The organism is Micromonospora mirobrigensis (genome assembly GCF_900091555.1).
GTDB lineage: Bacteria > Actinomycetota > Actinomycetes > Mycobacteriales > Micromonosporaceae > Micromonospora > Micromonospora mirobrigensis.
Map to the genome: position 1 here is coordinate 466,470 of NZ_FMCX01000003.1, position 14,225 is coordinate 480,694.

11 protein-coding genes are annotated in these 14,225 nt (G+C 70.7%); 7 read left to right on the top strand and 4 right to left on the bottom strand.

The genetic code is table 11. The annotated features are described in order from the left end of the window. Positions 1 to 240: 240 nt before the first annotated feature. A complete protein-coding gene (locus GA0070564_RS13315; protein WP_091608513.1) occupies positions 241 to 1,458 on the bottom strand; it encodes an NADP-dependent isocitrate dehydrogenase in 1,218 nt (405 codons plus the stop codon). Between the two features lie 135 nt (positions 1,459 to 1,593). Here GA0070564_RS13315 and GA0070564_RS13320 point away from each other — a divergent pair, with 135 nt between their 5' ends. Beyond that, positions 1,594 to 2,403 (top strand): MBL fold metallo-hydrolase, encoded by an 810-nt coding sequence (locus GA0070564_RS13320; protein ID WP_091608517.1) that lies wholly within the window; start codon positions 1,594 to 1,596, stop codon positions 2,401 to 2,403. A 265-nt stretch (positions 2,404 to 2,668) separates the two neighbouring features. On the opposite strand, the gene GA0070564_RS13325 is transcribed toward GA0070564_RS13320, so the two are convergent. Beyond that, positions 2,669 to 3,619 carry a malate dehydrogenase gene (locus GA0070564_RS13325; RefSeq protein WP_091608521.1) on the bottom strand — a complete coding sequence of 317 codons (951 nt, stop codon included), beginning with the start codon at positions 3,617 to 3,619 and terminating at the stop codon, positions 2,669 to 2,671. A gap of 136 nt (positions 3,620 to 3,755) precedes the next feature. Then, positions 3,756 to 4,616 carry a bifunctional methylenetetrahydrofolate dehydrogenase/methenyltetrahydrofolate cyclohydrolase gene (locus GA0070564_RS13330; RefSeq protein ID WP_091608526.1) on the bottom strand — a complete coding sequence of 287 codons (861 nt, stop codon included), beginning with the start codon at positions 4,614 to 4,616 and terminating at the stop codon, positions 3,756 to 3,758. A 414-nt stretch (positions 4,617 to 5,030) separates the two neighbouring features. On the opposite strand from GA0070564_RS13330, the gene GA0070564_RS13335 reads away from it, so the two are divergent. The 6 genes from GA0070564_RS13335 to GA0070564_RS13360 all read left to right on the top strand — a co-directional run bounded on the left by GA0070564_RS13335 (position 5,031) and on the right by GA0070564_RS13360 (position 11,333). Then, positions 5,031 to 6,632: a peptide ABC transporter substrate-binding protein gene (locus GA0070564_RS13335; protein ID WP_091608529.1), complete on the top strand. Its 1,602-nt coding sequence runs from the start codon at positions 5,031 to 5,033 to the stop codon at positions 6,630 to 6,632. 110 nt (positions 6,633 to 6,742) lie between these two features. After that, a complete protein-coding gene (locus tag GA0070564_RS13340; protein ID WP_091608533.1) occupies positions 6,743 to 7,681 on the top strand; it encodes an ABC transporter permease in 939 nt (312 codons plus the stop codon). A gap of 18 nt (positions 7,682 to 7,699) precedes the next feature. Continuing rightward, positions 7,700 to 8,647, top strand: a complete 948-nt coding sequence (locus GA0070564_RS13345) for an ABC transporter permease (protein WP_091608536.1) — start codon at positions 7,700 to 7,702, stop codon at positions 8,645 to 8,647. 64 nt (positions 8,648 to 8,711) lie between these two features. Continuing rightward, the gene (locus GA0070564_RS13350; protein WP_091608539.1) at positions 8,712 to 9,749 is read left to right on the top strand and encodes an ABC transporter ATP-binding protein; all 1,038 of its coding nucleotides are present in this window, start codon (positions 8,712 to 8,714) and stop codon (positions 9,747 to 9,749) included. Further along, complete coding sequence (locus GA0070564_RS13355) at positions 9,733 to 10,761, top strand: ABC transporter ATP-binding protein (protein ID WP_091608543.1); 1,029 nt, start codon at positions 9,733 to 9,735, stop codon at positions 10,759 to 10,761. The genes GA0070564_RS13350 and GA0070564_RS13355 overlap by 17 nt, the downstream gene beginning before the upstream one ends. 44 nt (positions 10,762 to 10,805) lie before the next feature. Then, positions 10,806 to 11,333, top strand: coding sequence for a hypothetical protein (locus GA0070564_RS13360; protein WP_141714769.1), 528 nt, complete (start codon positions 10,806 to 10,808; stop codon positions 11,331 to 11,333). A gap of 100 nt (positions 11,334 to 11,433) precedes the next feature. On the opposite strand, the gene GA0070564_RS13365 is transcribed toward GA0070564_RS13360, so the two are convergent. Next, positions 11,434 to 14,067, bottom strand: coding sequence for a beta propeller repeat protein (locus tag GA0070564_RS13365; protein ID WP_141714770.1), 2,634 nt, complete (start codon positions 14,065 to 14,067; stop codon positions 11,434 to 11,436). Positions 14,068 to 14,225 lie beyond the last annotated feature (158 nt).

Consider the following 14,225-nt stretch of genomic DNA (forward strand, 5'->3'; position numbering starts at 1 on the left):
CAGGGAAGGGACGGCTGGCTGTCCAGGACAGCCGGGAAGGCCGACTGGTCGGCACTCGCGTCGCGAGGCGACGGGTCAACCTTCCGGGACGCGACTGGCACCACGTCCACCTGGTACAACGACCGCCGGTCGCCCCGGTGACGCCGCCCCGCCCCCGGGCGCAACCGGGTCACCCGTCGGTGGAACGACGGAGCCCGCCGGCGCGGGGCCGGCGGGCTCGGTCGGTGACGCGGGCGAGGATCAGGCGTTGATGCGGCGCGCCAGGTTCTCGTCGAGCGCGTTCATGAACTCGTCGGTGGTCAGCCACGGGGCGTCCCGCGAGATGAGCAGCGCGAGGTCCTTGGTCATCTGGCCGCCCTCGACGGTGTCGACGATGACCTTCTCCAGGGTGTTGGCGAACTCGGTGACCTCCGGGGTGCCGTCCAGCTTGCCCCGGTGGGCCAGGCCCCGGGTCCAGGCGTAGATCGACGCGATCGGGTTGGTCGAGGTCTTCTCGCCCTTCTGGTACTGCCGGTAGTGCCGGGTGACGGTGCCGTGCGCGGCCTCCGCCTCGACGGTACGGCCGTCCGGGGAGAGCAGCACGGAGGTCATCAGGCCCAGCGAGCCGAAGCCCTGCGCGACGGTGTCGGACTGCACGTCACCGTCGTAGTTCTTGCAGGCCCAGACGTAGCCGCCCTCCCACTTGAGCGCGGCGGCGACCATGTCGTCGATCAGCCGGTGCTCGTAGGTGATGCCGGCGGCGTCGAACTCGGCCTTGAACTCGCTCTCGAAGACCTCGGCGAACAGGTCCTTGAACCGGCCGTCGTACGCCTTGAGGATGGTGTTCTTGGTGGACAGGTAGACCGGGTACTTGCGGTCCAGCCCGTACCGGAACGAGGCGCGGGCGAAGTCCCGGATCGACTCGTCGTAGTTGTACATGCCCATGGCGATGCCGCCGCCGGGGAAGTTGGCGACCTCCATCTCCATCGGGGCGCCGCCGTCGGCCGGGGTGTAGGTGATGGTCACCTTGCCCGGGCCGGGGACCACGAAGTCGGTGGCCTTGTACTGGTCGCCGTGGGCGTGCCGGCCGATGACGATCGGCTTGGTCCAGCCGGGGACGAGCCGCGGCACGTTGGACATGATGATCGGCTCGCGGAACACGACGCCGCCGAGGATGTTGCGGATGGTGCCGTTCGGCGACCGCCACATCTTCTTCAGGCCGAACTCCTCGACCCGGGCCTCGTCGGGGGTGATGGTCGCGCACTTGACGCCGACGCCGTGCTCCTTGATGGCGTTGGCGGCGTCGACGGTGACCTGGTCGTCGGTCGCGTCGCGGTTCTCGATCGACAGGTCGTAGTAGTGCAGGTCGACGTCGAGGTACGGCTGGATCAGCTGCTCCCGGATCTGCTTCCAGATGATCCGGGTCATCTCGTCGCCGTCGATCTCAACGACCGGGTTGTTTACCTTGATCTTCGCCATCGGCCGGCGCTCCTCTCGGGGGACACGTGCTCAAGCAGTACGAGCGTACTGCAAACGGGCCGGCACCCCCCAGCCGGCCTCGGTGGGTGGGAAAACCGGGCGGTCGGCGCGGGAGATCACTGGCATCATCGGCCGATGCCACTGAGCCGTACCCTCGGGTCTATCACGGTCACCGCCCTCACCGACGCGGAGGGCCCGTTCTTCCAGCCCCGCGCGGAGGCGTTCCCGGACGCCACCCCGGCACAGTGGCGGGAGGCGGACCGGCGCGACCCGGCCACGGTCACCCCCGGCGGCGAATGGTGGCTGCCGTTCCGCGCCTTCGCGCTGCGTACCGGGGACGGGCCGGTCACCCTGGTCGACGCCGGCGTGGGCCCGGCGGACTCCCCCGCCGCGAGCTGGGCGCCGGTGCCCGGACGGCTCCCCGCCGAGCTGGCCGCCGCCGGCATCGACCCGGCCGACGTCCGCACGGTCGTCCTCACCCACCTGCACAGCGACCACATCGGCTGGGCGGTGACCGGCTCCCCCGGCCGCCCGTACTTCACCAACGCCGACTACCTGGTGCAGCGGGCCGAGCTGGCCACGATGGAGTCGATCAACCCGGGGCTGCCGGCCGGCCTGGTCGCGCCGTTGCGCGCCGCCGGCCGGCTCCGGGTGCTCGACGGCGACACCGACCTCACCCCCGGGGTACGCGCCCTGAGCACCCCCGGCCACACCCCCGGCCACCAGTGCGTGCTGGTCGACTCCGGCGACGAACGCCTCCTGCTCACCGGGGACCTGCTGGTCCACATGGTCCAGCTGGTCGACCCGGAGCTGGCCTACGCCCACGAGGAGGACCCGCCCACGGCCCGCCACTCCCGCCTGACCCTCCTACGCACCCTCGCCACCCACCCGACCCCCACCCACCTGGCCACCCCCCACCTCGGCACCCCCTTCACCCCCCTCTAACCCCACCCACCCACCCACCCACCCACCCACCCCACCAACCACCCCACCCGCGCCAACTCCGTTGATCATGAAGTTAGCGGCAGTAAACGCGATCAACATCGCCGCTAACTTCATGATCAACGGGGCGGACCGGTGGGGGCGGGGGTGGGGTGGGTGGGTGGGTGGGTGGGTGGGTGGGGTGGGGGTGGGGTGGGGTGGGGTGGGAGTGCGGGAGGGGCGGGGCGGCGGGAGCCGCCCCGCCCCTCCCGGCGGGTCAAAGGGTGGGTCACATGCTGGCCACGTCGGCCTGCTTGGCGCGGACGGCCTCGGCGGCCTCCTTCAGGGCGGCCAGCTCGTCGGCGTCCAGGTCGGTCTCGACGACCTTCTTGACGCCCTCGGCGCCGATCTGGGCCTCGACGCCCAGGTAGACGCCGGAGATGCCGTACTCGCCGTCGACCCAGGCGCAGACCGGCATGGTCTCGCCGGAGTCCTCCGCGACGGCCTTGGCCATCCGGGCGGCGGCGGCGGACGGGGCGTAGTACGCCGAGCCGGTCTTGAGCAGCGCGACGACCTCGGCGCCACCGTTGCGGGTCTTGACGACCAGCTCCTCGATCTGCTCGGCCGGCATGGCGTCGCGCAGCGGCTTGCCGCCCACGGTGCTCTTCGACGGCACCGGCACCATGGTGTCGCCGTGCGAGCCGAGGGTGAGGGTCTTGACCGACTTCACCGGCACGTTCAGCGCCTCGGCGACGAAGTTGGTGAACCGGGCGGTGTCGAGCATGCCGGCCTGGCCGAGCACCCGGTTCTTGGGGAACTGGGTGGCGAGCTGGGCCAGCGCGGTCATCTCGTCGAGCGGGTTCGACACGACGATGACGACGGCGTTCGGGGCGTACTTGGCGACGTTCTCGGCGACCTGACGGACGATCTTGGCGTTGGTCTCCAGCAGGTCCATCCGGCTCATGCCCGGCTTGCGGGGCAGGCCGGCGGTGATCACGACGACGTCGGAGCCCTCGATGGCCTCGTAGCCCTCGCCGTTCGGGCCGGTGGTGACGCCGACGACCTGGGTCTCGAAGCCCTCGACGGCACGGGACTGGTTGAGGTCCAGGGCCAGGCCGGCCGGCTTGCCCTCCACGATGTCGGTGATCACGACGGTGTCGAAGACGTCGTACTCGGCCAGGCGCTGTGCGGTGGTGGAGCCGTAGAAGCCGGCCCCGACGACAGTGACCTTCTTACCCATGGTCGTCCCACTCCCTGATACCAGTCGGTTTTCCGGACCGTATCAGTCATCGTGGCACCGAACCGGCCAGGGGCGGCGACCATCGGCCGGATGGGGCGAACGTCACCGGCGGGCGATTCCGCCCGTCGGCGGCCGGTCAGCCGCGCTCGGCGCGCTCCACCACGTTGGTGAGCAGCATGGCGCGGGTCATCGGGCCGACGCCGCCCGGCATCGGGACCACCCGGCCGGCGACCTCGTTGACCTCCGGGTCGACGTCGCCGGTGTAGCGGCCCTTGCCGTCGGCGCCGATCACCCGGGTGATGCCGACGTCCACCACTGTCGCGCCGGGGGTGACCATGTCGGCGGTGAGCAGGCCGGGCACGCCGGCTGCCACGATGACGATCTCCGCGGCCCGGGTGTGCGCGGCGAGGTCCAGGGTGCCGGTGTGGCAGAGGGTCACCGTGGCGTTCTCGCTGCGCCGGGTGAGCAGCAGGCCGAGCGGCCGGCCGACGGTGTTGCCCCGGCCGACCACGACGACCCGGGCGCCGCGCAGCGGCACCTCGTGGCGGCGCAGCAGCTCGACGATGCCGCGCGGCGTGCAGGGCAGCGGGCCCTCGTAGCCGAGGACGAGCCGGCCCAGGTTGACCGGGTGCAGGCCGTCGGCGTCCTTGGCCGGGTCGATCATCTCCAGCGCCCGCTGGGTGTCCAGGTGCGCGGGCAGCGGCAGCTGGACGATGTAGCCGTGGCAGGTCGGGTCGGCGTTGAGCTCGGCGAGCACGTCGTCGACCTGCTGCTGGGTGGCGTCGGCGGGCAGCTCCCGGCGGATCGAGGCGATGCCCACCTCGGCGCAGTCCCGGTGCTTGCCGTTGACGTACGCCTGGGAGCCCGGGTCGGCCCCGACCAGGACGGTGCCGAGCCCGGGGGTGATGCCGCGCTCCGCCAGTGCCTTCACCCGCGTCCGCAGCTCGTCCTTGATCTCGGCCGCGGTCGCCTTGCCGTCCAGGATGATCGCCGTCACGAAGCGATCGTCTCACGTCCGGCCGCCGCCGGTCCGAACGGAACGCCTCATCACTTTGCGTGACGTGTTCTTCGTCACCGAGAGTGACGTTTTGTGGAGCAGGCCACAGCCCGACCGGGACGCGGCACCACGAAGCCGGACATTTCCGCCTCCTGGTCGGGCGGTACGCTGCCGGCGCGAAACCGGACGACCCTCCGGCGGCTCCGGTGCCGGATCGGCTCTGAGCTGCCACTGGGCGGCCTGATCGCTAGCAGACGACGAGGCGGCCGACAAGACCGGCGACCCCGGAACGTTATCCGTTCGCAACCCTCGCGTTGTCGAAGCCCACCCGGCGACTTACCGTTGCGGATCGTTGCGCAGCGTCACCCAACGCCGGGCCTGACTGCGCAGCGTGAGGAGATGAGGAGACCCCCCATGCGTGTTCGTAGGCTTGCCGCCTGGACCGCCCTCCCGCTCGCGGTGACCCTGGGCCTGGTGGCCTGCGGCTCGGGCGGCGACGGCGGTGGCCAGAGCGACCCCAACGCGGCCGTGCGGATCGAGATCGCCGAGCCCCAGCACCTCGTGCCCACCAACACCAACGAGACCAACGGCTCGCAGGTGCTCAGCGCCCTGTTCAGCCCGCTGGTCGACTACGACGAGGCCAACAAGCCCTACGAGGTGGCGGCCCAGTCGGTCGAGTCGTCGGACAACAAGGTCTGGACGATCAAGCTCAAGGACGGCTACACCTTCCACAACGGCGAGAAGGTCACCGCCGACAGCTACCTCGACGCCTGGAACTACGGCGCGTACGCCCCGAACGGGCAGAACTCCAGCTACTTCTTCGAGAAGATCGCCGGGTACGACGACCTCCAGGGCGAGACGCCGAAGGCGAAGACGCTGTCCGGGCTGAAGAAGGTCGACGACCTCACCTTCACCGTGACGCTCTCCCAGCCGTACTCCGAGTTCAAGACCATGCTCGGCTACACGGCCTTCTACCCGCTGCCCAAGGCCGCCTTCTCCGCCCCCGGGGTGCTGAAGGACGGTTACGAGCAGGCCCCGATCGGGCAGGGCCCGTTCAGGATGAAGGGCACCTGGCAGCACGACGCCAAGGTCGACGTCGAGCGCTACGACGCCTTCCCGGGCGAGAAGCCCAAGGTGGCCGGCGTCGAGTTCCGGATCTACCAGCAGCCCACCGCCGCGTACGCGGACGTGCTCTCGGACAACCTCGACGTGATCAAGACGATCCCGACCGAGAACCTGTCGACCGCCGCCGACGACCTGGGTGACCGGTTCCAGCAGAGCCCCGCCTCGTCGCTCCAGGTGCTCTCCTTCCCGACCTTCCAGAAGGAGTTCAGCAAGCCCGAGGTGCGCAAGGCGATCTCGATGGCGATCGACCGGGACGAGATCAGCAAGTCGATCTTCAAGGGTTCGCAGAAGTCGGCCCGCTCGTTCGTCTCCCCGGTCGTCGCCGGCTACCGGGAGAACACCATCGGCGAGGCCGGCACCTTCGACCCGGCCAAGGCCAGGGCGATGTACGAGGCCGCGGGCGGCCCGAAGAAGATCGAGCTGTCCTACAACGGCGACGGTGGCCACAAGGACTGGATCGACGCGACCTGCAACCAGCTCAAGGCCAACCTGGGCGTGGACTGCGTGGGCACCGCCGAGCCGAAGTTCGCCGACCTGCTGACCAAGCTCAAGCAGAAGCAGCCGGTGGGCCTGTTCCGGATGGGCTGGGTCATGGACTACCCGTCCATGGAGAACTACCTGGGCCCGCTGTACAGCACCAACGGCTCGTCGAACTACTACGGCTACAGCAACCCGCAGTTCGACAAGCTCCTCACGGAGGGCGCCCAGGCGCCGACCGAGGAGGAGGCGATCAAGAAGTACCAGGCCGCGGAGGACCTGCTGGCCAAGGACCTGCCGGTGATCCCGCTGCGGTACGGCCAGAACAACTTCGGCCACTCGACCAAGGTCAAGAACGTCGAGATGGACCTCTTCGACCGGATCAACCTGTTGAAGATCGAGGCCGTGAAGTAACACCGAGGTGAGGTGACACCGCGGGACATCAGCGCGGCGGAGCGGGTCGGGTCACCCCGGGTGGCCCGACCCGCCACGCGCTTCGCACCTTTTCCGGAAGAATGCTCAATATGCTCAGGTTCGTTCTGCGGCGACTGCTCCAGATGGTCCTCGCCTTCTTCGGGACCACGCTGATCGTCTACGCGCTGATGTTCGCCGGCCAGGGTGACCCCATCCAGGCGCTCGCCGGCGAACGACCCGTCACCGCGGCCCAGCGGGCGTACCTGACGCAGAAGTACCACCTCGACGCGACCGGGGTCGGCGGCTTCTTATACCGCTACTTCGACTACCTCAAGAACCTGCTCCAGGGAGACCTGGGCCAGTCGCTCACCGGCCGGTCGATCGGCGACATCCTGGTCGCCGCCTGGCCGGTCACCGTCAAGCTGGCGCTGATCGCGATGGCCGTGACCGTCCTGATCGGGGTCACCGCCGGGGTGATCGCCGGCATCCGCCGGGCCAGCATCTTCGACAACTCGACGCTGGTGCTGACCCTGCTGGTGCTCGGCATCCCGACCATCGTGCTGGCCCCGCTCGCCCAGTACTTCCTCGGCGTGCGGTGGCAGCTCTTCCCGCCCACCGCCGGCGCCCAGCCCGACCTGTACGCGCTGCTGCTGCCCGGCATCGTGCTCGGCTCGCTGTCGCTGGCCACCGCGCTGCGGCTGACCCGGACCTCGGTGGCGGAGAACCTGCGCGCCGACTACGTGCGTACCGCCCGGTCGAAGGGGCTGGTCAAGCGCCGGATCGTCGGCGTGCACGTGCTGCGCAACTCGCTCATCCCGGTGGTCACCTTCCTCGGCGTCGAGCTGGGCAACCTGATGAGCGGCGCGATCATCACCGAGGGCGTGTTCAACATCCCCGGCGTCGGCTTCAACCTGTTCCGCGGCATCCGCACCGAGGACGGCCCGCTGGTCGTGGGCATCGTCAGCGTGCTGGTCGTGGTCTACCTGATCTCCAACCTGGTGGTGGACGTGCTCTACGCCGTTCTCGACCCGAGGATCCGCTATGAGTGAGCGCGGAGAGGTGCGGGCATGAGTGACTTCGAAACCGTCGCAGCCACGGAGGACCAGTCGGCACGGCGCGGGGTCTCCGGGGAGCCGGGCACGCCGGCCGCCACCCAACGGCCGCGCAGCCTGGCCGGGGACGCCTGGCGCGACCTGCGCCGCAAGCCGGTCTTCTGGATCAGCCTGGTGCTGGTCGTGCTGGTCGCCGCGATGGCCGCCGTGCCGTCGCTGTTCACCGCCAACGACCCGCGCGACTGCCTGCTCTCCCGCCAGCACGCCGGGCCGTCCGGCGGGGCCATCTTCGGGTACGACTTCCAGGGCTGCGACACGTACGCCCGGGCGGTCTACGGCGCCCGCGCGTCACTGCTGGTCGGCGCGTTCTCGGCGCTGCTCACCGGCGTGATCGCGCTGGTGGTCGGGATGGTCGCCGGGTTCTTCGGCGGCTGGGTCGACGCGGTGCTCTCCCGGGTGATCGACATCGTGCTCGGCATCCCGCTGCTGCTGGCCGCGATCGTGCTGCTCAAGCGGGTCAGCACCGCCAGCGACAACGTCCGGCTCCTCGCCGTCATTTTCGTGCTGGCGGTGCTCGGCTGGACCACCGCCGCCCGGGTGGTCCGCTCCTCGGTGATCACCGCCAAGGAGCAGGACTACGTGGCCGCCGCCCGGATGCTCGGCGCCGGCAACGGCCGGATCATGTGGCGGCACATCCTGCCCAACGCGCTCGCCCCGGCGATCGTGGTGCTCACCATCGCGCTCGGCTCGTTCATCGCCGCCGAGGCGACGCTGAGCTTCCTCGGCATCGGCCTCAAGGCCCCGACGATCTCCTGGGGCATCGAGATCGACGCCGGCCGGGTGCACATGCGCGAGAGCGCGACCCCGCTGGTGGTGCCGTCGGTGTTCCTGGCGCTGACCGTGCTCGCCTTCATCATGCTGGGCGACGCGATCCGCGACGCCTTCGACCCGAAGCTGCGGTGAGAACCGTGCGAGCGCGAGGAGTGAGCGCAGCGAGCCCCGCAGTCGTGAGCGAAAGGCAGGCACCGTGACGCACGCTGCCGTCCGACCCACCCCGGCCTCCCCCACCCCGCCCGGCGGGCACCTGCTGGAGGTACGGGACCTGCACATCGAGTTCCGCACCGGCGAGGGCGTCGCCAAGGTGATCAACGGGGTGTCGTACCACCTGGACGCCGGGGAGACCCTGGCCGTGCTCGGCGAGTCCGGCTCCGGCAAGTCGGTGACCGCCCAGGCGATCATGGGCATCCTGGACACTCCCCCGGCGGTGATCCGCTCCGGCGAGATCCGCTACCAGGGCCGGGACCTGCTCACCCTGCCCGAGGAGCAACGCCGGCAGGTACGCGGCAAGGAGATCGCGATCATCTTCCAGGACGCCCTCTCCGCGTTGAACCCGACCTTCCCGGTCGGCTGGCAGATCGGCGAGACGCTGCGCCAGCGGGAGGGGATGTCCCGCGCCGACGCCCGGGCCCGGGTCGTCGAGCTGATGGACCTGGTCCGCATCCCCGGGGCGGCCGGCCGGCTCGGCGACTACCCGCACCAGTTCTCCGGCGGCATGCGGCAACGGGTCATGATCGCGATGGCGCTGGCGATGAACCCGAAGGTGCTGATCGCCGACGAGCCGACCACCGCCCTGGACGTCACCGTGCAGGCCCAGATCATGGACCTCCTGGCCGACCTGCGGCGCGACCTCGACATGGCGATGATCCTGATCACCCACGACCTCGGGGTGGTCGCCGGCGTCGCCGACCGGATCGCCGTGATGTACGCCGGCCGGATCGTCGAGCACGCCGACGTGCGTTCGCTGTACCGGGCGCCCGCCCACCCGTACACGAAGGGGTTGCTGGAGTCGATCCCGCGCCTCGACGTGCGCGGCCAGGCGCTCTCGACGATCAGGGGGTTGCCACCGAACCTGATGCGGATCCCCTCCGGCTGCCCGTTCCACCCCCGGTGCCCGTACGCGCAGCAGGTCTGCGTGGACGTGGTGCCGCACGACCTGGTCCTCGACGACGGCCGGACCAGCGCATGCCACTTCGCCCAGGAGGTCCGCGATGACAGCGCCCGCTAACCCGGCCAAGGTCCGCGGCGAGACGATCCTCGCGGTCGACAACGTGGTCAAACACTTCCCGATCACCCGGGGAGTGCTGCTCCAGAGGCAGGTCGGCGCGGTCAAGGCCGTCGACGGGGTGAGCTTCGAACTGCGCCGCGGCGAGACCCTCGGCATCGTCGGCGAGTCCGGCTGCGGCAAGTCCACCCTGGCCCGGCTGCTGATGCGGCTGGAGACGCCGACCGCCGGGCGGGCCGTCCTGGAGGGCCGGGACCTGTTCGCCGCGAAGGGCGGCGAGCTGCGCCGGCTGCGCCGCAACATGCAGATGGTGATGCAGGACCCGTACACCTCGCTGAATCCGCGGATGACCGTCGGCGACATCATCGGCGAACCGTTCGAGATCCACCCCGACGCCGCCCCGAAGGGGAGCAAGCAGAAGCGGGTACGCGAGCTGCTGGACGTGGTCGGGCTCAACCCGGAGCACATCAACCGCTACCCGCACCAGTTCTCCGGCGGCCAACGGCAGCGCATCGGCATCGCCCGGGCGCTCGCCCTGCGTCCCGAGATCATCGTCTGCGACGAGCCGGTCTCCGCCCTCGACGTCTCCATCCAGGCGCAGGTGATCAACCTGCTGGAGCAGCTCCAGGACGAGTTCGGGCTGTCGTACATCTTCATCGCCCACGACCTGTCGGTGGTCCGGCACATCTCCGACCGGGTCGCCGTGATGTACCTGGGCCGGATCGTGGAGATCGGCACCGAGAACGAGATTTACGAGCGGGCCACCCACCCGTACACCCAGGCCCTGCTCTCCGCCGTGCCGGTTCCCGACCCGGACGCCCGGGAGAACCGGAACATGATCCGGCTGACCGGCGACGTGCCCAGCCCCGCCGACCCGCCGTCCGGCTGCCACTTCCGCACCCGCTGCTGGAAGGCGCAGGAGATCTGCGCGACCCAGGACCCGGCGACCGTGCCCCGGGCCGCCGACCCGCACCCGTCGGCCTGCCACTTCGCCGAGCTCCGCCCGGTCGCCTGACCGCCCCACCGCCCCGGGGTTGACCCGTGCGGCACACTCGGGACATGGACACGGGTCGAACGGTTCTCGGCTTGGCGGCGGCCGGCCTGCTGCTCGCCGGATGCGACGGTGGCGTCCCGTCGGCCGGGCCGAGCCCCGGCCGGTCCGGCACCGGCGCGGCGGCGGCCTCCGCCGACCCGGCCCCGGCCGCCACCACGACGGTCGCACCCGCAGCGACCTGCCCGCCCGACAACCGGCTCGACACGCTCATGGCCGACAGCGGTGGCGAACTGGTCGGCAACCCCGGGGTGTTCTGGGCGTTGCTCTTCCCCGCCGAGGAACGGCTGCGCCCGGGCAGACAGCTCAAGATCGCGCTCAAGATGACCGGCTCCGGCGCGCTGAACCTGCGCGCCGTCGGACCGGGCGACGCGACCGTCGAGCCCGAGGGGTTCGATCCGCACGGCGCGAGCACCTGGGCCCGCCCCGGCGACGAGTGGGGCTCCTACTGGGTCTTCCCCGCGCCCGGCTGCTGGACCATCCACGCCGAACGCGCCGACGGCACCCGCGGCGCCATCACCCTGCGCGCCGGCTGACCGCCCGGACGCGAGAGGCCCCGCCCCCTGGAGGAAGAGGGGGCGGGGCCTCCGCCGTCCGGCCCGGGCCGCGGGACCGGTCCGGACCGGACGACGTCTGCTACAGCTGGGCCAGGTCGAACGCCCAGATGCCGCGACCGTGGGTGGCGACGTAGAGCGAGTTGGTCGCCGCGTCGTACTCGACGTCCATCCCGACGGTCAGCGGCAGGCCGGTGCCGAGCCGCTGCCAGGTGGTCGCCCCCGGCGCCCGGTAGAAGGTGGCCAGGTCGGTGGCGAGCACCAGCGCGCCGTTGGACAGCTCCTTGACCGAGCTGGCCGGCACGTCCGGCAGGTTCGCCGAGACGTCCTTCCAGGTCGCGCCCGCGTCGGTGGTCTCGAAGACGTGGCCGAAGCCGGCCCCCGGCCCCTCGGTGAAGCGGCGGGAGAAGCCGTTGACCGCGAGGAAGGCGTGCGAGGCGTTCGCCGGGTCGACCCCGACGCCCTGCACGAACCGGTTCGGGAACTCCGCCGGCAGGGTCAGCTGGTGCCAGCTGGCCGGGTCGTTCACCTTGCCGACCGCGACGCCGCGGGTGAAGCCGGCGTTGTTGCACGGCCCGCACCAACCGACGTACGCGGTGCCGCCGGAGACGCCGACCGAGGTGGCGGTGTGCCCAGCGCCCAGGTCGAACACGTTGCTCCAGCCCTTGCCGTCGGCCAGCGACCAGCCCTTGGTGTTGACCCAGACGTGCTGGCCACCGGCCACCCAGACGTTGACGTCCCGGGTGTCGGCGGCGAACGGCGCGATGAACCGGGCCGGCTCGTCGCCCGGCGCCGAGGTGTACGGCTGGATGTCCCGCGAGGTGGAGGTCTCCGCCGTGCCCGGACCCGGGTTGGCGTTGCAGTTCTCGGTCAGCCGCATGGCCAGGTTCGTGTACTCCTGCACCTGGCGGCAGCCGTTGGCCGGGTCGGCCAGCGAGTCGCCGCCGTCACCGCCGAAGTTGGAACCCATCACGGAGTCGCCGGCGCGCAGGTTCGACACGCCGTTGTCCTGGAGACCGCCGCTGACCACGTTGCCGGCCTTCGCCGGGTCCTTGCCGACCGCCACCGCGTAGTACTGGAGTGCGTCGATGGTGCCGTCGTTCAGGCTCTGCCAGTCGGTGGCGTGGCCGTCCTTGTCGGTCTTTCCGTTGACCGGGCGACGGTAGATGCCGCCGTCGTTGCCGACGTAGACGAACCCGTTGCCGACCGCCACCGAGTGCTGGTCGGAGTGGGTGGTCCTGCTGCACGTGTTCTGCGCGTCGTAGATGTTCCAGCAGGCGAAGTTGAAGTTCCAGTACGGCCCGACGGTCTTCCAGTTGGCGCCCGCGTCGGTCGACTCGTAGACCTCCTCCAGACCCGCCCAGACGTGGTTCGGGTTGGCCGGGTCGACGGTGAGGAACTGGTTGTACCAGGCCTGGATGCCGGGGCCGTAGCCCTTTCCGCCGACCGCCTGCTTCAGCGCGGAACCGGAGTTGCCCAGCTTCGCCGAGTCGGCGATCTTGTTCCACGGGCCGGCCGGGTTGCCGGTGTTGGAGACGTAGATGCCGTCCAGGTAGCTGTTGACGTTGCCGGCCGGCTTGTTCAGCTGCCTCGGCGACTGGTTGATCGCGTACAGCCTGCCGCCGTCGGCGGAGAACGCGAACGTCACGTAGCCGATGTCGTCGGCCGGCATGGCGCCGGTCGGGTTGACCTTCGTCCAGCCGCCCGCGGTGTAGTCGGTGGTCTCGTAGAAGCCGTTGTACGTGTCGCCGGAGCGCCAGGCGGAGGCCACCACGACGTGCTTCGGGTTGCGCGGGTCGTCGGCCACGTCGTTGACGATGTTCTTGTACGCGGCGTTCGCCGCCCCGGCGTTCGCCGCACCCGGCAGGTACGACGGGTTCGGCGCCCACTCGAACTTCCACGCGCCCGCGGCGCTGGTCATCGAGTGCGAGTACAGGCCCCGGTTGGTGGCCGCCCAGACCTTGCCGTCGAAGAAGCGCAGCTTGTTGATGACCGAGCTCTCCAGCTCGGTGCCGCCGACCCGGTCGCTCGGGCTGAACGTGCCGGTCGTCGGGTCGGCCAGCCGGTAGACGCCGGCGCCCACGAAGGAGGTGGCGCCGGTGTTCGCCTCGCCGGTGGCGTACCAGAGGGAACCGTCGGTGGCGAGCACGACGTCGCCGCTGGAGAGGGTGGGCAGCTTGTCGGTGATCGGCGTCCAGCTCCCGCCGCCGATCTTCGACCGCCACACACCGCCGTCGGCGCCGGCCGCGTACACGTGACCGCTGTTGTCGGCCGCGAGGCCGGTGATCCGGCCGGTCTGCAGGCCGGCGCCCCCGGAGGAGTTGGAGGCGTAGTCGCGGTAGCGGGGGTCGTCACCGTCGTATCTGATCTTCGTGACCTCGCGCCAGTTGCCCGCGGTCGCCGGCACGCTGCCCAGCTGGCTGAACGCGTTGGCGTACGCGCCCGGGGCGACGATGCCCGGCGCGGACCGGGCCTGGGCGAACTGCTCGGCGATGACCCGGGCCTCGAAGGCCTCCTCGCCCGCCTCGGCCGAGTTCTCCCCGGCCGCCATCTCCATGAACTCCCGAGGGTGCCAGGGCATGTTGGCGCCCGGCTCGTCGGCTAGGCCGAGGGCTTCCTGCACCTCGTGGTTGGTGGCTACCACGCCACCGAGCGCGGCGGTCAGCACCAGCGCGCCCGCGATTGTCGCCGGCTTGCGCCAGCGGGACTTCGACATGTGAATCCTCCGGGATTCAGGGGGATCCCGGGCGGCTGTGGCCCGGGGAAGGGGGATCCGGGACGGCGGATGGCCGCCCACGAACCTGGGGAAACGGACGGGCCTCGGGACACGACGGTCCCCGGTGGTGGCCGACGCCGGATCGGGCGGCGACGGGA